This window comes from Tepidiphilus succinatimandens, from assembly GCF_006503695.1.
In the GTDB taxonomy this organism is placed as follows: domain Bacteria; phylum Pseudomonadota; class Gammaproteobacteria; order Burkholderiales; family Rhodocyclaceae; genus Tepidiphilus; species Tepidiphilus succinatimandens.
In genome coordinates, this window is the sequence record NZ_SBIK01000001.1 from 252,378 (window position 1) to 270,344 (window position 17,967).

A 17,967-nucleotide genomic window follows, 5' to 3' on the forward strand; every position below is an offset into this window, starting at 1 on the left:
TACATCAGACGCCTATTGACCGCTCGCAGTGATCTGGGTCGAGCGCGTCGAGCAGGCGGCATAGGAGGCATGCCCAGCGCCGTCCTTTGCGCCGCGCGCGGCCGGCGCGGCTGCTGATGGTTTCGTCTTCGTTTCCGCCAAATGCCGTGTTGGCGAGCTGGTCGTAGGCGATGGCGAGACGCCATGCGCGGCGTCCGTGCGGGCTGATGATGGAGGCGGCGAGCATCCACAGGCTGGCCACGATGTGGGCAATTTGGCAGAGCAGCCACAGGGCGATGAGGAGCGTCATGCGGCGCAGGTGGAGCGCGATACGTTTCATGGGGATACCTCGATGCTCAGCGTCTGCGGATCTTCAGATCCGAGGCGCAGCGTCAGATCGAGCGTGACGTGGCCAGACGACGGCATGGCGGCTGCGACGCGCAGCACGCGCACGCGCGGTTCCCAGCGGGTGATGGCCTGCGCGACGTTGAAATATAGATCGGCAAGCCACTGGGCGTTGACCGGGCGGTCGATGAGGTCGCGGATGCGGCTGCCGTACTCCGGGCGCATGATGCGCTCTCCGGGGTAGGTGGTGAGGATGTCGATAATTGACTGGCGCAGATGGTCGATACCATCGATCGCGCTGGCGCCGTTGCGTCCCAGACCGCGCCAGCGCTTGAGACTGGCGAGATTCGGCGCGCGGCGCGGCAGAATGTCGATGAGGGTGGCGTCGGTCATTCGATCTCCTCAAGGATGCTGTCAGTGAGGTCTGTGCTGGCGCGCCCGCCTGCCGACGGCGGCACGCATTCAATACGAGTTTTGAGGCCGCTGGCGTCCAGCGTATGCTCGGCGCGCTCGATGACCCATTGCCCGGCGACAGGTTCGGATAGCCCGGTAACCAGCACATGATGGCCCGCCAGCAAGCGCGTGTCGCCTGGCATCTCCAGCGTCAGGCTGCCGGATGCTCGGCGCAGCTGTCGAAGGCGGGCGGTGGCCAGATCGAGCGCCGATTGCTCGTCGCGGGCATCGTGCCTCAGGTCGAGCGTGGGGGCGTCCAGTTGCTCTCCGTCATCCACCTCAACGGGGACGCGCCGCCCGGTGTCATGGTCGTAGTACCAGGAGCGCACCTTGCCGTAGCGGCTGCGGGCGTTGGTGGTGTAGTCGTAGCGGGTAATTCTGCGCGCGTCGATGCGGTGAATGGCCGGCTGCCACTCGGATGCCTCACGCGCCGGAGGGAGATTTCCGGCGTGCGGTCGCAGGATCAGGCGGTTGCCATCCAGCCTGGTCACCCAGTCGCGGTCGCGGCCGATGCGCGTGAGCAGCGCCATGTCGGATTCGGTCTGCTGGTCGATGTGCCCCAGCGGGATGCGCTCGGCGTCAGGGTGGATTTGCACCTCGTAGCCATGGCGCTGTGCGATGCGCCGTGCCAGATCGGCCAGAGTGTCGTCGTCGGCGTCGTCGATGATCGGGGCCTTGAGTGATCGCGTCATGTCCGCGCCTTTGGCGGTAAAACTGATGGACAGCGGCGGGCCGGACAGCCGCACTTCGTCGACGACGAAATCACCGATCACTGGAATCGGCGTGCGCTCCAGGTAGCCCATCATGAGCCGTAGGCGGTCGCCGATGGCTGGCAGCTGCACGAACTGGCCACGGTCGTCGAGCTCGACTTCCAGCGTGTCACTTGAGACGCCCTCGGCGTCGGTGACGGTGATGCGCGTGGTGCGGTCGATGAGCGTGCCGGTGAGGTCACTACCGTTGGCATCGAACAGGTAGAACACCGGCCTCATCAGAAAATCCTTGTCCCTGGCGCGCTGCGTGCGGGCAGCGGCGGCATGATGATCTCGGTACGTGCGGGCAGCCTGGCCGGATCACGGGCAGCCAGGCCTGGGTTGGCATCCAGCACACGCTCGACTACACGGTTGCCCAGCGTGCCGTAGTAGCGGTAGCAGATGAGGTCTAGGCGCTCTCCATCGCGCGTGGTAATGTACGTTGTGCTCATGCGGCGTCCCTCGCATAGGCGGCCAGAGTTAGCCGGAATCGCTGCTCCAGCGGCGCGCCAGATGGGCCTATTGTGGGCTGCTCTTCCTCGATACCGGTGATGACCCACTCGCCCAGCACGTCGCCGTAGCCGGTGACAAGCAGCAGCGGACGCGCACCGCTGCCGTCGCGCAAGGCGGCGTCGGAGAGGTCTCGCATGGCCTTGATCTGACCGATGCCACCGCGAAAGGCTGGCAAGATCACGCCTTCCAGTGTGATCTCGTCGTTGCCCTTGCCGGTGAACTGGCGCGCCGGGTCGTTCCACAGGCGATCCTGCGCGGGCCAGCGCCACTCGGTGCGGCGTTGCAGGCTTTGGTAGGCGGCGGTGTCGATGGCAAAGCGGAACTGCGCCTGCCCGTCGCCCAGGGTCATGAGCACGTCCATCAGGCAAGCCCTCCGTCAATCATGGAAGCGCGGCGGGCCAGCGCATCGCGCCGCGCAGATTCGGCCAGCGCGCGCTCGACCTCGCGGCGCACGGCGGCGGCGATGTCGTTGGCAGCCTCTGGGGTAGCCGGGCCGTTGAGGTTGACCGTGACCTGAATGGCCGCAGGTGCAGCGGTTGGCGACGAAGCTTGCGCAGGCTGCGGCATCTGCACGATCGGCTGCGTCATCACAGGCTGCGGCATCTGCACGATCGGCTGCGTCATCACAGGCTGCGGAACGGAGAATGCGGAATTTTCGCCCAACATCAGGCCGCCAGCAGCGATCGGCACCGCAAGCCCGGTCGCTACGCTGCGCATGGCGGCCAGCGGCAGCCCTGCAGTGCGCTCGATGCCCTGAGATAGTCCATCCATGAGGTGTCCGCCGATCTCTGCAAACACGCGGCTTGGTGAGTTGATGCCCAGCATGCCGCGTACCGTGTCGGCGATCCCGCTGGCAATGCTTGATATGCCGTCTTTGAGCGCTTGCCAGCGTTCGCGGATGCCGTTGATAAACCCATCTATCAGATCTCGCCCAATCTGCATGATCTGTGATGGGATTGCGCTCATCCACTCGACCACGGCCATGGCGCCCGCCTTGATCTCGTCCCAATGCTGAATCACCTGACCGACGGGCGTCATGTTCAAAAACGCCCACTTCAGGGCATCGGCCACGGTCTGGCCGGCGGATTGGAGCCATTGCCACGTGGCGGCCAGAGCCGCCTTGACCGTATCCCAGTTGCGCCAAATGAGATAGGCCGCACCGGCGATGGCAGTGATCGCCAGGCCGATGGGGTTCATCAGTAGCGCGCGCCCAAGCCAGAGGATGGCGCGTCCGGCAGCAAGCAGCGCGGTTTTGAGTGTGCCCCCGATGGCCGTCGCTGCCGCGCCGGCGTGGAATGCCAGCGCCCGCAATGGCGCGCCGGAGTTGGCGATTTCAAATGCCACCTTGGCGGCGGTGGTGGCAGCGAAGGCCAGCCGCAGCCTTCCCAACACGGCGATGAGCGTGCCGATGCCACCCACCACCGCCGACACCCCGGAGAGCGTAACCGAGAGCGCGCCGAACACGGCCGCCGCTGCGCCAAGCGCCACCAGGCCGGTGGCGAGCCGACCGGCAAGCTCCTCGTTCTGGTTCATCCACTGCACCATCGACGAGAGCCGGTCGATCAGCGCGTCGAGCCACGGCATGGGGGTCGTTTCGAGCTGGATGCGGAATTGTTTCCAGCGCTCGGCCGTGGTGCCCATCATGCGCGTGAAATTTCCCTCGATCACGCCGTTGGCGCTGTCAATCTCGGCGACGAGCTTTTTGTAATCGTCGGTGTAGAGCAACAGCGGCTTGATGAAATTCTGGACCTGCATGTCGCCGAAGAGCTCGCCGAGCTTGAATTCGTCCCCGCCGGTGGCCTTTTGGACGGCCTTGAGCGTGACCAGGAACGGATCGAGCCCGCGCTCGCGCGCGGTTTTGAGCAGGCGCGGCAGGTCGATGCCAAACTTGGCGAAGTTCTTCTGCACCTCGGGGGCGGCCAGCTTGACGAGGAAATTTTGCAGGTTGTTCGCCGCTTCCGCTGCGTCGCCCGCGCCGCGGCGGGCGATCTGCAGCGCCGCCCCAAGGCGTGAGACATTCTCAAGCCCAGTAAACTTTAGCACCCCCATGCTTACGCCCAACTTATCGAATTCGCGCGCCATGTCCTTGAGCTCGAATTGCCCAGACTGGCCTGCCACAATAAGGCGCTCGAATGCTGTACGCATTTGATCAAGCGGCACGAGCATGGAGGTATGAATCGAGTAACCTGTTTTGGCTAGGTCTCCAACTGCGGCCTGTGATGCTGTGGCAACCTCGCCGATTATCGGTGTGATGTCCAGCGCCTTGCGCCACTCGAGGCCGGCGGCGATGAGCTGCTCGTTGGCGGCGAGCAGATCGGACGTGAATTGGTTGGTTGCCCGCGCGGCTTGTTTGATCCGATCGTACATCTCATTGAGTTCGCCGTTGGACATGTTCGCTGTGTTGCCCAGCGCGGCGAGCCGATGTTCCACATCCAGAGCGTTGCGGGCGTAGCTTTCGAGGCCAAACCCGGTCGCCAGCTGCCCGGCCGCGGCGGCCTGCGCCGAGAGCGTTGCCACGTGGCGCGCGGCGTCAGCTACGCCGCGCAGCGCCACACTCACCTTTTGGGCTGCGCCATGCGCCTCTTTCATGCGCGCCGCCAGCGCCGCCACCCCGCTTTGCGCCGCGCGCAGCGGTGCGCTAAGCTGGTCTTTGAGCGTTAATATCGCGGCAATCGACAGGGTGGCGGACATGCTCGAATCAATCCTTTCGTATGCCAACGATCACGCGTGGGCGGGCTGGACTCTGGTGGGGCTGCTGTTTGCGCCGCCCATGCTGATCAGCCTGGCGCAGGGGGAGCGTGGAATCTCGCCCATCGGCACGATGTTGGGCTGGTGGGCTCTACTGCTCATCGTTGCGCTCCTGCTTGCCTAGGCTGTTGCGCCGCGCGACTTGATCGCCCGCTCGGCGCGCCGCACCCAGTCCATGAACTCGTCGAGATCCATCGCGCGGCCCACCTCCGGCGGCCAGTGGTAGGCCAGCGCCAGCAGCTCAAGGCCGTCCATGGGCGCGATCAGTCGTTTCCCAGCATTTCGGCCACCGCTTTGGACGCGGCAGCGAAATCTGCGGCGTCGAGCTCGCGCACCTGATCCGGCGTCCATTCGGCGAGGTTGGCGATCAGCGCGACGGTCTTGGCAGTCTCGCCGGGCACTTTGTCGATGGCCTCGAGGTCGCGCACCTTGGGACGGCGCAGGCGCAGCACGCCAATGGAGGCGCCGTTGAGGGTCACGGGTTCGCGCAGGGTGATTTCGATCATCATTCAAACCTCCTTCGATGGGCGTTTGCGGGATGGTTTGCCCGCATTCGATGCGACGATGGCGTTGTCGTCGGCGTCCGGCGGCGTGGCATCAGACAGCCGCACGATGCCGCGGCGCGCCAGCGCCTGGGCAGTGTCCGCGTCGAGCGTGAGCGTCTCGCCCGTGATGAGTGCGCGCCGTGGCAGCCACCATCCGCCGACCAGTACGGTTACGGTTACGGTCACGGTATCCACATCACACCCCCAGCGCCGCACGCATGGCCTGGAGTTGATCCTGACCGTTGATGACGGCGACCATGTTCACGGGGTCGATCTCGTGCAGCGTGCGGCCATCGATGTCCAATTTGTAGTAGTGGATCATCGCCGAGGCTTTCAGGTCACTGGCTTCGCCCGGTTTCCATGCGTCCGGCTCGAACGACAGCACCGCGCGCAGCGTGATCTCGATCGGGCGCGTGGTGCCGTCGTAATCCACCATGGCCCCGGTGAATCGCAGTTGCACCAGATTGCCCGGGACCACGGAAAACTGTACGAGCAGGTCCGGGTCGTAGCCGGTGAGAGTGAAACTCGCCTCGAGCTTTTCGACGGCGCCCATCGGGATGGACACCTCGGCGCCCATGCCGCCAGCCTTGTACTCGCGCACGACGGGGGCGAGCTTTGGCGGGCTGAACTCGGCCACGCGGCCGAGATACCCTTTGCCGGCCACGAATGCAGAGAGGTTGGAGAGAATGTGCTGAATGGCCATGTCTGCCTCCTATCAGGCGGTGAAGATTTCGGCGGCATAATCGGCCACCAAGTGAGAGCGGAACGTCACGCGCTCAGCCGGAGCGGGCGGGGTGAAGTCGAAATCGAAATACACCCGGCCCGCTGCGATGTTGGCCGGGGTGTTGAGCTCCTCGTCGAGCCAGCAGCGGCCGCCGAGGATGGCCCCTAGGCTCTTCAGGTGTCGCAGGTAGGCGTTGACGGATTCCTGCACGTCGCGCACGTAGGCCTTGCCGATGGCGCGATCCACTGCCCACAGGTGCGCCTGCAACAGCGACTCGTGGATCATGTCCGCCGTGCGACGAACCGAGAGGAACGACCATTTAGGATCGCTCGAGCAGGTGCGGTTGCCCCATAGGCGGATGCCCTGCTCGGTGATCAGCGTGGCCACGCCGTGCTCGTTGAGCAGGTTTGATTCTGAATCTGCGCGGCCAAGGCCGAAGTCGATGGGGCGCGCAGGGCGCTCGATGCCAAGAAGCGGGTTGTTGGAAGGAGACCACCAAAAACCGCGCTCGTTGTCGATCTTGGCGATCAGCCCGGCGACATGGGGCGATGCCGGCACCACCGCGCCGTCGGACACCGCCCACGGATCGATGAGGTAGGCGCGCGAGCTGTCGAACTGTGCGCGGTAGGCGATGGCGTCCGGCGTGGTTTCGTTTGGTCCGTCGAGTAGCGCCGCGGCGCGCAGTTTTTCGGCCTGCGCGATGAGCGCATCGGCGACCAGTTTGTGTTGCGAAAACCCCGGCGCGAGCAGGATGCGCGGCGTCACCCCCAGCACAGATCGCGCCGTCTCCAGCGCCGCGATGCCCGTGCGCTCGCCGGTCGTGGTATCCATCCCCCCAATGATCGCTGCCAGCCGCTCGTCTGGCGTGGTATTGGGGTCATCGGCCACATCATCGACGCGGATGAGGACGATGAGTGGCGCGTACCCCTGCGCGTGGATCGATCGCACTGCAGACGGCAGCGTGCCAGCGGTGCCCAGCCCGGCCGCGCTACGCGGCGTGATCAGGAGCACGGGCACGTTGAGCGGGAATGCGCTGGCGGTAGCGTCTGGCGCGGTGCCGATCAACCCGATGACGCTCGAGCGAGCGGTCTGAATGGGGCGGATGCCGTCGTCGATCTCGACGACCTCGACGCCGTGGTGAAAGTTTGTGGGCATGTCATTCTCCTTGGATGATGCGACCGTTACAGACCAGCCGCCGTAATGAACAGTTTGTCCATCTGCTCGTCGGACAAGCCGATCTTGGCCGAAAACATCGCGATGAGCGATGAATCCCGGCGCACTTCGTTGGCGTAATCCCACTCGATGCGAGCGGCTTTGCCTTCGTCCCCGGCCAGGGACGCGATGGCCGCGTCGATCTGATCGAGCAGACTGGCCTGCAGCAAGGCAAGCCGCGCTTGCCGCATGGTCACGGCCTCCGGAACCTTCGGCGCAGGCGGTGCAGCCTGCACCACTTCCCACCGATCACCGCGCCAGAAACAGCCGGACGTGGCAGGGTCGAAATCCGGCGGCGGCACGTTGGTGGTTCCCATCCAGTCTGCCACGCGGTCGGTACGGATCAGTTCGGCGGTGGCTGGGTTGTACGCGTACAGGGTCATGCTGTTACTCCCATTCGGTTGAGCAGGTTGTAGGTATTGGCCCATCGCGCGTGACCGCGCCACGACGCGAGGAATTTTTCGAGCGATTCGGCATCGCCGTACTTTCGGTAACGAGCAATCTTGCGCTTTGCCATTGCTACGGATCGGCGGCGCAACAGCTTGTGGGTCGGCCAAATGCGGTACCCGCAGAAATTTGCACCCATGCTGGCCGGTTGCACCGACCAGTGCGAGAATCTCAGACCCATCGTGGATGCGGCAAAACTCCCCATGAGGACGTGCAGCAGGCGCATGGCCTCGGCGCTATGGCCGATGACCACCACGTCGTCCATGTACCTGGCGAACGAGGTAATACCAATACGGTGCACCAGCCATCGGTCGAGAATATGGCCGTAAATGTTCGCGGCAAGCTGGCTGGTCAGGTTGCCGATAGGAACCCCCTTGCCGTCGGCCGGGATGAATGTCTCTATCAGGTCGAGCGTGCGCCGGCAGGCGATCTTTCGGCGAATCTCCTGATGCAAAACAGACCGGTCGATGCTGGCGAAGTACCTGGAAAAATCGGTTTTGAGCACCCATGCGTTGGGGGTCTTGCGCAGCATGGCCTGCACGGCAATGGCTGCCAGATGCGTCCCCTTGCCACGGCGGCAGGCGTAGCTTTGCGGCAGGAACACGCGATCGAAAATTGGCTCGATGACGTTGCACAGCGCGTGCTGGACGACGCGATCCACGAACGGCATCGCGCTGATCTGGCGCGGTTTTGGCTCGTGAATCATGAATCGGCGAGGCTCGCCCGGCACGTAGCTGCCCGCCTGCAGCATTTCTTCGAGTCGAGCTATGTTGGCCGCCTCGTTTTGGCGGAATCGCAGATAGCCAACGGTGTCGCGCTTGCCCTGCGCAGCCTTGCGGTACGCGCGCCACAAATTGTCGCGACTGACCACTGCATCAAAAACGTTTTTGTGTCTTTTTCCCATGGGAATAGCCGGCGCGGCTTTCGGTCGGTGACCTACTCGCCGTTCTCCGGACCTCGTAGTGTGTTTGCCGAAGCCGGCAGGAGTGTGCTGACCATCATGTGAAGGTCCGCCGCGGACGCCGTGGCAGCCGCGGCGTGGGTGTTGCTGATCGTCACAGGCGGCGCGCAGGCCAATGTTCCAGTTCGAGTTCCACGCCGCGTTGTTCCAGTTGGAACAGCGGGACCCGGACGAGGCCGCGTTGTTGCGGTCGCCGCCGAAAAGTTTAATCACACCCCTACCGCTTTTGCGCATGGCGAATCCATCCTCCCAGCATGGCTCCAGTCTCGGCGAGATGGACGGACGCCACCTCGTACTGGCGACGGGACACCAGCTTGCGAGCCGGGTCCGCCATAAATCGCAAAAGTCCTTTGATGTGCGCAAGGCCGGCGTCGGCGACATACGCGCGCGACACCTGACTGCTCTTCGCTGCATCGTAAAAAAGCCTGTACTGCTCAAACAAGGCCGTGAGCATCGCATCACGCAGTACCCGGTGCTTGTGGCTCATGTTGAGCAACAGCGGGTACAGATAATTGACCGCGCCCTCGTACCGCTCGACGATGGCCAGTACGGGCCCTGGGGCATGATCAGCGATGACAGTCATATTCATTCAATCCCTTGCGCCTTGTTTTTGCGGTCGCGGTCGCTTCCGCTCCCGCTACAGGTTCAGGTGGTCACAGGCGGCGCGCAGGCCAATGGGCCAGTCCGAGTTCCACGCCGCGTAGTACCAGTAGGAACAGCGGGACCCGGACGAGGCCGCGTCGTTGCGGACGCCGCCGAAAAGAGCTCCGTATGGTGTGCCATATGACTGGCCGCGGTTTGGTCCGCTCACCCAGCCAGATCCGCCGCTACCGTGCGCAACGCTCCCCCATGTCCAGTGGTGGCCGGTCATCTGTTCGCCGCCCCACCGCGAGGTGTAGCCCGGTTGTCGCGCCGTGGCGGGGATGGTCGACGAGGCTCCACCAAGGGATTGGTTTTCGGTCACCCCGAAGGCCGCCGCCGCGAATTCCTGGTAGCTCATCAGGCGTTTGCGATGGCTGAATGCAATCTCGGCGGCCTCGTACCACGACAGCGCGCTGTAGGAGGTCGATCCGTTGCCGCCAAACATCAGCGGGATGAGCGGCAACACCGTGCCGCTGGCGACGTTGGTGTTGTATCGGCTGGTGCCGTTGAGGATATGGTTTGTCGAGCAGAAGTAGAGGTCGAACCAGAACAGCGGCCTTCCTTTCGCGTCCTTGACGCACGCCATGCCGCGCGGGTCGCACAGCGGACGCCACGTCAAATCCCAGATCGAATATGCATTGATGCCTGCAATGGCGTCCACGTCGTTCTGCGTCCATATCATGCCGGGTCCGCTGGTGGCAAATGTGCCGGCGGCGACGGTGGTTCCCGGTAGCACCAGACCATAGTGGAATCCGCCGATCTTGATTGCGCCCGACGCCGGCGGGGACGCGGGAGATGGCGCGGGGTCGGGTGTGGCGACCGCGGTTCCGTCAGGCATCACCCACACGCAGTAATCCTCTCCGGGAATCAGGGTTTGAATGGCGACGGGAGTTTGCGCCGCGAACGTTACCGGGCCACCTGGCAGCTGCACGGTCGTGCCGGCTGCGATCGCCAATGTGGTGGCGCTTGTTTTGAGCAGGCACGGGGATGACGGATCGGCTCTCGTGATCTTGCGGTATAGCCTGACCGGTTCCAGCGCACTGATCGTTTGGTTGACACTCTGTTCGATCTGCGCCATCTTTCCGCTGACCTCGTTCGTTAGCGCGTGGGTCTCCGTGACCAGGTCGGCGATGGCGGTTTCAATACTCATCTGAGGCTCCGTTACAGGTAGTGGGTACCCAGCAGCAAGCGCTGCATGGCGATGACGGCTGCAGACAGCGCGGCGATTGCCTCTGTTTGGTCTGATGCGCGCTGCTCTGCGGCTTGAAGTTGCGTTTTGGTGGCGAGATCGAACACGTTGCCAACGGCAGCTTGCAGCGCATCGCGCAGGGCCAGCGCATCGGCAATCGCCGCGTTGAGCTGCGCGAGCGGCGATTGCATCACGGCGTCGATACGCTCGAGCCCAAACCCCTGCAGCGAGGCGATAGCGCTCTCCAGATCGGCGCGCCGATCTTCCAGCGCCGCGATGCGCGCGTCGATGTCGGACAGTATCGGGTTGAAATAGTCCTCGGCGAGCGGCGTAACGCCGTCGCGCATGCGGTACGCCTCGAACCTGGTCGGCATGGTCGTTTACCTCACAGGGCCAGATCGTAGCGCTCGGCCACGTGCCACGGGTACTGCCCCGTCACCCCCGTGCCGTCGATGCGGATGCGGTAGGACGTGGCGGGCGTGCCCGGACTGAACCGGAACTCGCGCCAGCGGCTGCGGCCATCGACGATCTCGTCGCGCGTGTTGGACGGGTTGATGGTGTTGGCGCCGATGATAAGCTGACACGAGACCGTGTGATTTGCCGACGGGTCGAAATCCTCCAGCAGCAGGCGAACGCGGATGTTGCTGGAGGCCGTGGCCAGCGTGCGCGGCGTGCTCACGTGCGTGAACGCCGTGCCTCGCCGGCGCACGGTCACCTGGGCCGTCCCCGGGCGAATGGCCGGCATCAGGTCGCTGGTGCCGATGAACACCGCGCGCAGCGGCACCAGCGCGGCCCCGCCAAACTGCGGCGGGTTATTCACGGTAACCGGACGCCACAGGCCTCCGGTCTGGTATTCCCATACCAGGCTGCACCCGGCGGGGACCGCCGAGTCGTAGAGCATGTCCAGCTCCTGAATGCCACCGGCCAGCTGCAACGGCTGCATCTGTACCACGGCGCGCGGGCTGGAAAACCGCGCAAAATTCAACCGCAGCATCAGGTCACGCTCGGCGGCCGCCGTGAAATATGCGCCGTCCTGGGCGTACATGAGCAGCCCTTGGGTGTATTCGGTGCCGTTGGTAAATCCTACCCGGTGGGCCGCGCCGCTGGCCAGCACGATGGCGTATCGTTTGCCCGCCTCGACCAGCAGCGGGTCCGGCAGCAAGATCTTGAGCCACCCGGCCGTGACGGCGCCGGGCGCGAGCGTGGCGCGCGCCAGCACCTTGGTGACGTCGGGTTGCCCCAGCGCGGCCTCGGTCACCAGCACCGTCAGCCCGCCAGAGGGATCGGCGCTGGTCACGAATACCTCGAGACTGGTGAGCCATCCGGTTTGCGCCATCAGTACCGTCTGCGCCAGCACCGAGCCCTGCACGGTGTGCGTGTCGGTCACCACATCCCAGTACGGCTCTTCCCATCGGTCGATCCACACGCGGGTCACGCGCACGAAGGCGTGCCCGAGTGCGGCGGCGCGGTCTTCCGGCACCACCTGCCACGTCTCGTTGCCACGGCGCAGAATTCCGGTGACGGGGTCGTACACGCCAGATCGCCAGAAGTTGCTGTTGGTGCAGTAGGTCAGCGTCTCGCCATAGCGCACGCGCTCGCGGCTGATGGTGCGCTGCACGATGGTGAAGGTTTGGTACTGATATTGATTGATCGTGATCTCGCCCGCGCGGGTCTCCATGCGCAGGCGGGTGATTTCATCGAATGCCGGCAGTAGCAGCCCTGCAGCAGAGACGCGGGACTCCGGGTCCATGGGATTGAGCAGCGCCAGTGCGCCCGTCTGGCTGGCCACCACTGGCGGGCGAATGCCCTCGAACGCCTCGGCGCTATAGGCCGGGTGTGCCGTATCACTCTCGCGCGCATCCAGATAGTGGTCTGCGCCATAGAACACATAGTCGTCGGGGATTTCCATGCGCTCCTTGAGCTTGGCCATATCGATGCCGAGCTGGGCGACGTGCTCCAGGCTCGCGCGGGTAGAGAGGTCCGATGCCAGCCCGGCGATGTCGCTCATGATGTGCGCGATGCGCGGCTCGGCGCTGGTGATCCACCCCTCGGCGGCGCGCAGGCGCTGATCAACCGCGAACAGGTTTGGTAGTTTGCGGCTGGTGGCCAGCACCACCTCCTGAACGCCAGTCGCGCTCAGGCGAACGTGCGCGAGCAGCGTGTAGCCGGTAGGGGGCTCGGGACGCTCTGGCGTTGGGCTTTCCAGTCCCTGGGCGATGTGCACCACCGCCACGCGGCGGCGCTGCATGGCCACCGCCTCGGGCTCCACCTCGCGCGTCTGCAGATCGATCAGGAAATCCCGCGGCTGGATGTCGGTATCTTCCTCCTGCCCGAACGCCGAGACCGCCAACCACTTCTGATCCTGCAGCGGCAGCATGGCGAACACCGAATGCACCTGCGCGCTCTCGATGGCGTAGACCTTGCCCGACGGGCCGTCGTACAGGCGGCCGGGCGCGACCTCGATCTCGGTGGCGCTGCGCGCGGTGACCGTGAGGCCGACGAACTGCCGCTCGGGCGTGATCGCGTCCGACACCAGGTGGCGCTGTGCCTCATCCGCCCAGGATTGGGTGTTGTTGAGGTCGGCGGCCTGCAGCTCCTGGCGGTCGCGGTAGAGGACTTGTTTTTCCATGTATCAGCTCCGGGTGATCGTCTGTCCGGCCAGCACGCTGCCGGCCTTGTGGATGCGCGAGGCACGCGCGCGGGCATGCAGCCGCGTGCGCACCAGAATCTGGTCATGTACGGCGCGCGCCCAGTCCATCGCATCGAGCACCGGGGCGATGCGCGCCCGGGCGTCTCCCGATGAAAGCGCGGCGCGCATGGCGGTGGAGGCCATGGCAAACGGCACGCGGCGCGGCGGCATCGCCACATGCGCCACCGCCACGAAGGGCGGGCTGGTCAGGCGCGTAAACCCAAGATACGTGGGGCCGTGCTTTGGTTGCGCCGCCACGGCAGGGTCGTGCAGCCGCACGCGCGCGTACAGCCGCGCATCGGTATCCGACCGTACGGTATGCGCGCCGCCAAGCGTCGCACCGAATGCGAGCACGCCCGGTCGCCGGGCGCGCTCGGCCACGGTCTGCACGTCGGGCGTGAGCGGCGTGAGCGACGGGCTCGTCTGCCGCAGCGTGAGGATGTTGAGTCGGTCTCGGTACTGCACACGGGCGATGCGCCAGTAGCGCGCCGATGCATCCGCCCGGCTGATCTGCCCGGCAAGCGGCATCCCGCAGACGATGCCCACGGCCTGAGCACGGCCCGCCAGATCGACCGTGCCGCTCGACTCGGTGTCCAGCGTCGTCCAGCCGTGGCTGGTGAGCGGCTCGCTGCGGCCGTCCGGCCAGACGATTTCGGCGCGGATCGCGCTGCGCGCCATGGCGGCCGTGCGGCAGGGCGGCTCGCCGCGGTGGGCGATGAAGGCGCGGCCCAACATCAGGCCCTCAGACTGGCTGCGCTGGCGCTGCGTGCGGATGCGCATCTCGGGGTGGGCGGCCAACCATTGCTGGCGGCTCGCCTCGTCCCAGAACCCCAAAAACGTCTTGGCCGGGGGCATCTCCAGCCGTGCGATGCGCGCTCCGGCCATACGGGCCAGCGCGCGCAGCCCGGCAGGCGTGCCGATGAGCGCGTGCAGCCGCGGGCTCGCGGCAATCAGCGCACGGCGGGATGCCTCGTCATCCGGCCAGACGGGCGGCAAGTCCTCGCCGGCGCCCAGGTGTGGCAGCAGCGCCGCCGGAATGCGGCGCGGATCGCCAAGCGCAGGGATGATCTCGGCGCCCGGAGTCCACGGCCCGATGGCGCGGCTGATGGCGCGCTCGACGGGCGTGGCGTTGGCAGGCAGCAGGTCGGCGCGCTCAGTCACGGCGGGCCTCCGTCTCGATGATGATGTCGGTGATCGCGGGGATTTCGCCCAGGCCCGCCGGCACGTCCTGCGCCGGCGCGTGCAGGAGCACATCGCGCACGCCGTCACCCATCAGCGCGGCGATGAGCTGCGCGCGCGTCAGATCCACCCGAAACGCCGCTTGCGCCGCGAGCGCCATCACCCGTACACGGGCAGCCTGGGCGAGCGTCGCGCCATCCGGCCCTGGTGGGTGGATGAGGGTGGCGCGCACCGCCACCGGCAGCACCCGTGCCACGGTCACATCCACCTCCACCGACAGCGGCCGCACATCCTCGGCCAACAGCGCCTGCGCAACCTGCGCAACGATGGCATCGGATGCCTGCGCCACTCGCCAGCGCATCGGTTGCGCGCCATCGTGCTGCGGGTGACGGCCAAACAAAGCCACCCCTATGGCCTCATCATCGGCGCTCACGGCGTACAACGGCTGCGCCACACGCGCGAGCAGGCACACCTTGACGCGCCCTGGCCGGTCGGCCCACACATCGACCTGCCGGATGTCGGCCGACACCGACATGGCGCGCAGTCGCCAGCTCGCCGCACTGCCCGCCGCGCTCAGTGCGTGATAACCAATGAGCACCCGCGCGCGCAGCCGCTCGTCGTCCTCGCCGGGCAGCCGCACGAGGTCATAGCGTGCGGCCAGATTGTCCAGATCGGCGCCTGCGGCCCACGGCAGCATCACCGCGCGCGCCGCATCGTTGATGCGCGCACGCAGCACCATCTCGCGCCATGCGGCCACCTCAAGCAGCTTGACCAGCGGCTCGCTCTCCAGCGCCAGCACTGGGGCCAGCTCTGGCGCGCGCGCCTGAAGGTCGGCCTTCAGGTCGGCCAGCACCGCCTCGAAGTCGAGGGCCTCGACCACCCCCGGCGGGGGCAGGCTGACGAGATCGATCACTGACATGCCGGTGACTCCCCGCCAGTAGGCCCTGCGCTGGTGTCGTTGCCAGCCCGAACGCCGGTGTGCTTGTGCTTGCGCAGGCTCACACCGCCCGCAAACACGTCACCGCTGACCAGCAGGTCGCCATCCACGCGCACCACGCACGGCGCATGCAGCACCATGCGGTGTGTATCGCGCTCATAGCGGATGAAGCCGCCGTCATCCCACTGCAACAGCGTGTGCTGCGGGTTGCTGCTGGGCGCCGGGAAGGCCCCGGCCTGCTGGAACACGGCCGGCACCGCCAGCGCCTGCGCCAGGTCGCCGCTGGGGGCCAGCACCAGGCACTGCTCGCCGATGGCCGGCGGGCTCCACACGCGCAAATGGCCAGCCGCCCAGGTCGCCCACGGCAGCCATCCGGTGCGCACGGCCTGGTCATCCTGACCGGCCAGCCGCACGCGCACGCGGCAGCGGCCAGCGTCAAAATCCGTGACCACGCCCACGCGCACGGCACTGCCGCGGCCCCAGTCGGCGGCGTCCAGCGTCAGTGCGTCGCGGTCGATCATGGCAGCATCCCGTCCAGCGTCTCGCCCGGATCGGGCACATCGGCCGCAAGGGGTCGGTACATCGGCTCGTGCGCCGCGCCGATCCATGGGGCCCATGAAGAGAACAGGATTACCGCGCCAGCAGCGCCGGCGCCCAGCAACGCGGTCGATGGCGCCTCGGCGGCATAACGCGCACGCACGATGACGCTTGCCTCGTCCATCGTTTGCATTAGCCGCACAAACCGGAACATCAGCCGTCCGCCATTCCCCCTGGCGATGACCACGGGAGGAAGTAGCGCATCGCACAGCGCATCAATATCGATCGCATCGGCGTCGGGCAAAGTCAGCAGCGCGTCGGCCTCGATGCGATAGCAGTCGTCAAGCGATTCGACCTGCGTGAGCAGCACGGGAACATGCTTCCCGCCCCATGCATCGCGCAGCAGATGCGCATGCGGTTCAAGGCGTAGGGCAATGGCTTCGGCCAGCGCACGGCGCATCATTACCCCCCGAAGACCCGTGTGATCGCCATCGAGGAAAGCGTCGCCAGCGCCGCAGCGGCCAGGCTTGCCACCCACGCGCCCACCGCGCGCGCCTGCTCGAGCGATACCATGCGCTCTTCCGCCTTGTCCATCCGCGCTTCCATCGCATCCAACCGCGCATGCACCTGCTGCACGGATTCGCGCATCACGGCCTGCTGCTCCTCGATGCGCACCAGCCGCAAAATCGCCTCGCGCATCGCCGAGATGTCGGCGCGCGTCGCATCGAGCACCGCCTCGATGCGCGCCAGACGGCTATCGTGATCATCGACGCCCACAAAAACCCCCGTTTAATGCGTTTAAAACCCGTTTAAAAACGTCTATCGCCCATTCGCCCATGCCACCCTACACGCTCGCAAGAAAAATAGCCCAGGCGGCCTGCATTCCTGCAAGACGCGAGATGCACTTTTCAGCCTCGTCCTGGCAGTGGCGGGCAAAGGCCTGCGCCTCGACAGGCGTGAGAAACCGCCACTCCACCGCCCCCTCCAGACGCCCTACCTTGGCCGCGCCGGAGAGGGCGAAGGCGTGCAAGAGCGGAGCGAGGCTTGCTGCCGCGAGCCATGAGATGGCGTCCTGCGCGTCCTGGCTCGACGGCGCCACACCAGGCAATCGTTGCGCGAACTGGCGCTGCGCCAGCCCCAGATGCGAGAGGATCATCTCCTCCGGCACCTCGGGCGGCCAACCAGTGAGCTCGCGCACGCGCTGCGGGGTCATGTCGTTTCTCAATAACCATACACACACGCCTGCTTGACCACGATCTCGTAGTCGCAGGCGGTATCGAAGGTCCACTCCACCGCACGGGCGCGCTCGTTGAACCGCCGCGTCTGCACCATTTCCGTATGCAAGCCGAACACCAGGTTGGTGGGCGGCGTCAGCAGCACCTTGCCAGCAGGCATATACGGGTTGTCGATGATCGGCACGCCGAGGAAACGGCGCAGCGGGCTTTCCGCCACCAGCGCCGAACCGGTCACGTGCGTGCCCAATTCCATGGCGTAGGTATCGGCATCGCCGGTATTCATGATGAATGCCGCCTGCGCGCGATACTGAGCCGGCAGGGCATCGAGCAGCTGCTTGAGACTCGCCCGCCAGCCGTTCGCGCCCGGGTCGATGTTCACCTTCACTGTGTCGCTGGTAGCCTCGCTGGCGATCTGCACCCAGCCCTTATTGAGCGTGAGAAACCCCGCCGAATTATCGTCATTGGTACCGTTGAATCCGAGGTCGAGATACTCCAGCGCAAACTTGCGCGCAAAGCTCGCCTCCACATCCGACACCAGCTGCGGGTTGTTGGCATTGTCGCGCAGGAAGGAAAGCGACAGCGTCGGGAAGAGCTGCACCGGCAGCGCCCGCAGCGTGCAGCCCACGCCGGAACCGTTGGCGATTTGCGCTGCGCTCGGCTCCGTACCCTCCGGCACGCGCACCAGCTGGCGGCTGGCGACATCGAACGCCATTACGTCGGCGGAGAGTTTGCCCATGCGCCGCGTGGTGATCTTGGTCAAGAACGGATCATCGAACACCAACGAAATCAGTCGCTCGGAGGCTTCCGGGCGCAGCGTGCCTCCAGGGGTCAAATCGCCAGGCTGGATCACCCCCTTGGCGAGTTTTACGAGTTCATGCATGCT

Annotated in this window: 25 protein-coding genes; 1 reads left to right on the forward strand and 24 read right to left on the reverse strand. The window is 65.7% G+C overall.

The window, feature by feature from the left end; genetic code table 11:
* Positions 1 to 4: 4 nt before the first annotated feature.
* The 6 genes from EPD82_RS01295 to EPD82_RS01320 are packed head-to-tail and all read right to left on the reverse strand — an operon-like array spanning position 5 to position 4,730.
* Positions 5 to 319, reverse strand: coding sequence for a hypothetical protein (locus EPD82_RS01295; protein WP_141054480.1), 315 nt, complete (start codon positions 317 to 319; stop codon positions 5 to 7).
* A complete protein-coding gene (locus EPD82_RS01300) occupies positions 316 to 717 on the reverse strand; it encodes a GPW/gp25 family protein (RefSeq protein WP_141054483.1) in 402 nt (133 codons plus the stop codon). The genes EPD82_RS01295 and EPD82_RS01300 overlap by 4 nt, the downstream gene beginning before the upstream one ends.
* Positions 714 to 1,766 carry a phage late control D family protein gene (locus EPD82_RS01305; protein ID WP_141054486.1) on the reverse strand — a complete coding sequence of 351 codons (1,053 nt, stop codon included), beginning with the start codon at positions 1,764 to 1,766 and terminating at the stop codon, positions 714 to 716. The genes EPD82_RS01300 and EPD82_RS01305 overlap by 4 nt, the downstream gene beginning before the upstream one ends.
* The gene (locus EPD82_RS01310; RefSeq protein WP_141054490.1) at positions 1,766 to 1,978 is read right to left on the reverse strand and encodes a tail protein X; all 213 of its coding nucleotides are present in this window, start codon (positions 1,976 to 1,978) and stop codon (positions 1,766 to 1,768) included. The genes EPD82_RS01305 and EPD82_RS01310 overlap by 1 nt, the downstream gene beginning before the upstream one ends.
* Positions 1,975 to 2,400, reverse strand: coding sequence for a phage tail protein (locus EPD82_RS01315; protein ID WP_170210752.1), 426 nt, complete (start codon positions 2,398 to 2,400; stop codon positions 1,975 to 1,977). The genes EPD82_RS01310 and EPD82_RS01315 overlap by 4 nt, the downstream gene beginning before the upstream one ends.
* The gene (locus tag EPD82_RS01320) at positions 2,400 to 4,730 is read right to left on the reverse strand and encodes a phage tail tape measure protein (protein ID WP_141054493.1); all 2,331 of its coding nucleotides are present in this window, start codon (positions 4,728 to 4,730) and stop codon (positions 2,400 to 2,402) included. The genes EPD82_RS01315 and EPD82_RS01320 overlap by 1 nt, the downstream gene beginning before the upstream one ends.
* On the opposite strand from EPD82_RS01320, the gene EPD82_RS01325 reads away from it, so the two are divergent.
* Positions 4,729 to 4,911 (forward strand): hypothetical protein, encoded by a 183-nt coding sequence (locus tag EPD82_RS01325; protein ID WP_141054496.1) that lies wholly within the window; start codon positions 4,729 to 4,731, stop codon positions 4,909 to 4,911. The genes EPD82_RS01320 and EPD82_RS01325 overlap by 2 nt on opposite strands.
* On the opposite strand, the gene EPD82_RS01330 is transcribed toward EPD82_RS01325, so the two are convergent.
* The 18 genes from EPD82_RS01330 to EPD82_RS01415 all read right to left on the reverse strand — a co-directional run bounded on the left by EPD82_RS01330 (position 4,908) and on the right by EPD82_RS01415 (position 17,964).
* A complete protein-coding gene (locus EPD82_RS01330) occupies positions 4,908 to 5,042 on the reverse strand; it encodes a GpE family phage tail protein (RefSeq protein ID WP_141054500.1) in 135 nt (44 codons plus the stop codon). The genes EPD82_RS01325 and EPD82_RS01330 overlap by 4 nt on opposite strands.
* An 8-nt stretch (positions 5,043 to 5,050) precedes the next feature.
* Positions 5,051 to 5,296 carry a phage tail assembly protein gene (locus EPD82_RS01335; RefSeq protein WP_141054503.1) on the reverse strand — a complete coding sequence of 82 codons (246 nt, stop codon included), beginning with the start codon at positions 5,294 to 5,296 and terminating at the stop codon, positions 5,051 to 5,053.
* A complete protein-coding gene (locus EPD82_RS01340) occupies positions 5,297 to 5,518 on the reverse strand; it encodes a hypothetical protein (RefSeq protein WP_141054507.1) in 222 nt (73 codons plus the stop codon).
* Between the two features lie 10 nt (positions 5,519 to 5,528).
* Positions 5,529 to 6,035 (reverse strand): phage major tail tube protein, encoded by a 507-nt coding sequence (locus EPD82_RS01345; protein ID WP_141054510.1) that lies wholly within the window; start codon positions 6,033 to 6,035, stop codon positions 5,529 to 5,531.
* Positions 6,036 to 6,047: 12 nt separating this feature from the next.
* The gene (locus EPD82_RS01350) at positions 6,048 to 7,211 is read right to left on the reverse strand and encodes a phage tail sheath subtilisin-like domain-containing protein (protein ID WP_141054513.1); all 1,164 of its coding nucleotides are present in this window, start codon (positions 7,209 to 7,211) and stop codon (positions 6,048 to 6,050) included.
* Positions 7,212 to 7,237: 26 nt separating this feature from the next.
* Positions 7,238 to 7,651, reverse strand: coding sequence for a hypothetical protein (locus EPD82_RS01355; RefSeq protein WP_141054516.1), 414 nt, complete (start codon positions 7,649 to 7,651; stop codon positions 7,238 to 7,240).
* Entirely contained in the window at positions 7,648 to 8,910 is a 1,263-nt protein-coding gene (locus tag EPD82_RS01360) for a reverse transcriptase domain-containing protein (RefSeq protein WP_206202131.1), read from the reverse strand. Before EPD82_RS01360 ends, EPD82_RS01355 begins: the two co-directional genes overlap by 4 nt.
* A complete protein-coding gene (avd, locus tag EPD82_RS01365; RefSeq protein ID WP_170210753.1) occupies positions 8,894 to 9,259 on the reverse strand; it encodes a diversity-generating retroelement protein Avd in 366 nt (121 codons plus the stop codon). Before avd ends, EPD82_RS01360 begins: the two co-directional genes overlap by 17 nt.
* 54 nt (positions 9,260 to 9,313) lie before the next feature.
* A complete protein-coding gene (locus EPD82_RS01370) occupies positions 9,314 to 10,468 on the reverse strand; it encodes a phage major tropism determinant (RefSeq protein ID WP_141054522.1) in 1,155 nt (384 codons plus the stop codon).
* 11 nt (positions 10,469 to 10,479) lie between these two features.
* Entirely contained in the window at positions 10,480 to 10,881 is a 402-nt protein-coding gene (locus tag EPD82_RS01375; protein ID WP_141054525.1) for a hypothetical protein, read from the reverse strand.
* Positions 10,882 to 10,892: 11 nt separating this feature from the next.
* Positions 10,893 to 13,136, reverse strand: a complete 2,244-nt coding sequence (locus EPD82_RS01380) for a hypothetical protein (RefSeq protein ID WP_141054530.1) — start codon at positions 13,134 to 13,136, stop codon at positions 10,893 to 10,895.
* A 3-nt stretch (positions 13,137 to 13,139) separates the two neighbouring features.
* The gene (locus EPD82_RS01385) at positions 13,140 to 14,357 is read right to left on the reverse strand and encodes a phage tail protein (protein ID WP_141054533.1); all 1,218 of its coding nucleotides are present in this window, start codon (positions 14,355 to 14,357) and stop codon (positions 13,140 to 13,142) included.
* On the reverse strand, positions 14,350 to 15,294 hold the full coding sequence (locus tag EPD82_RS01390) for a baseplate assembly protein (protein ID WP_141054536.1): 945 nt from the start codon (positions 15,292 to 15,294) through the stop codon (positions 14,350 to 14,352). The genes EPD82_RS01385 and EPD82_RS01390 overlap by 8 nt, the downstream gene beginning before the upstream one ends.
* Positions 15,285 to 15,833: a phage baseplate assembly protein V gene (locus EPD82_RS01395; RefSeq protein WP_170210754.1), complete on the reverse strand. Its 549-nt coding sequence runs from the start codon at positions 15,831 to 15,833 to the stop codon at positions 15,285 to 15,287. Before EPD82_RS01395 ends, EPD82_RS01390 begins: the two co-directional genes overlap by 10 nt.
* On the reverse strand, positions 15,830 to 16,309 hold the full coding sequence (locus EPD82_RS01400; RefSeq protein ID WP_170210755.1) for a hypothetical protein: 480 nt from the start codon (positions 16,307 to 16,309) through the stop codon (positions 15,830 to 15,832). The genes EPD82_RS01395 and EPD82_RS01400 overlap by 4 nt, the downstream gene beginning before the upstream one ends.
* Positions 16,310 to 16,311: 2 nt before the next feature.
* A complete protein-coding gene (locus tag EPD82_RS01405) occupies positions 16,312 to 16,626 on the reverse strand; it encodes a hypothetical protein (RefSeq protein ID WP_141054546.1) in 315 nt (104 codons plus the stop codon).
* 67 nt (positions 16,627 to 16,693) lie between these two features.
* Positions 16,694 to 17,062, reverse strand: a complete 369-nt coding sequence (locus EPD82_RS01410; RefSeq protein WP_141054549.1) for a hypothetical protein — start codon at positions 17,060 to 17,062, stop codon at positions 16,694 to 16,696.
* An 8-nt stretch (positions 17,063 to 17,070) separates the two neighbouring features.
* Positions 17,071 to 17,964 carry a phage major capsid family protein gene (locus EPD82_RS01415; RefSeq protein WP_170210756.1) on the reverse strand — a complete coding sequence of 298 codons (894 nt, stop codon included), beginning with the start codon at positions 17,962 to 17,964 and terminating at the stop codon, positions 17,071 to 17,073.
* Between the last annotated feature and the right edge of the window lie 3 nt (positions 17,965 to 17,967).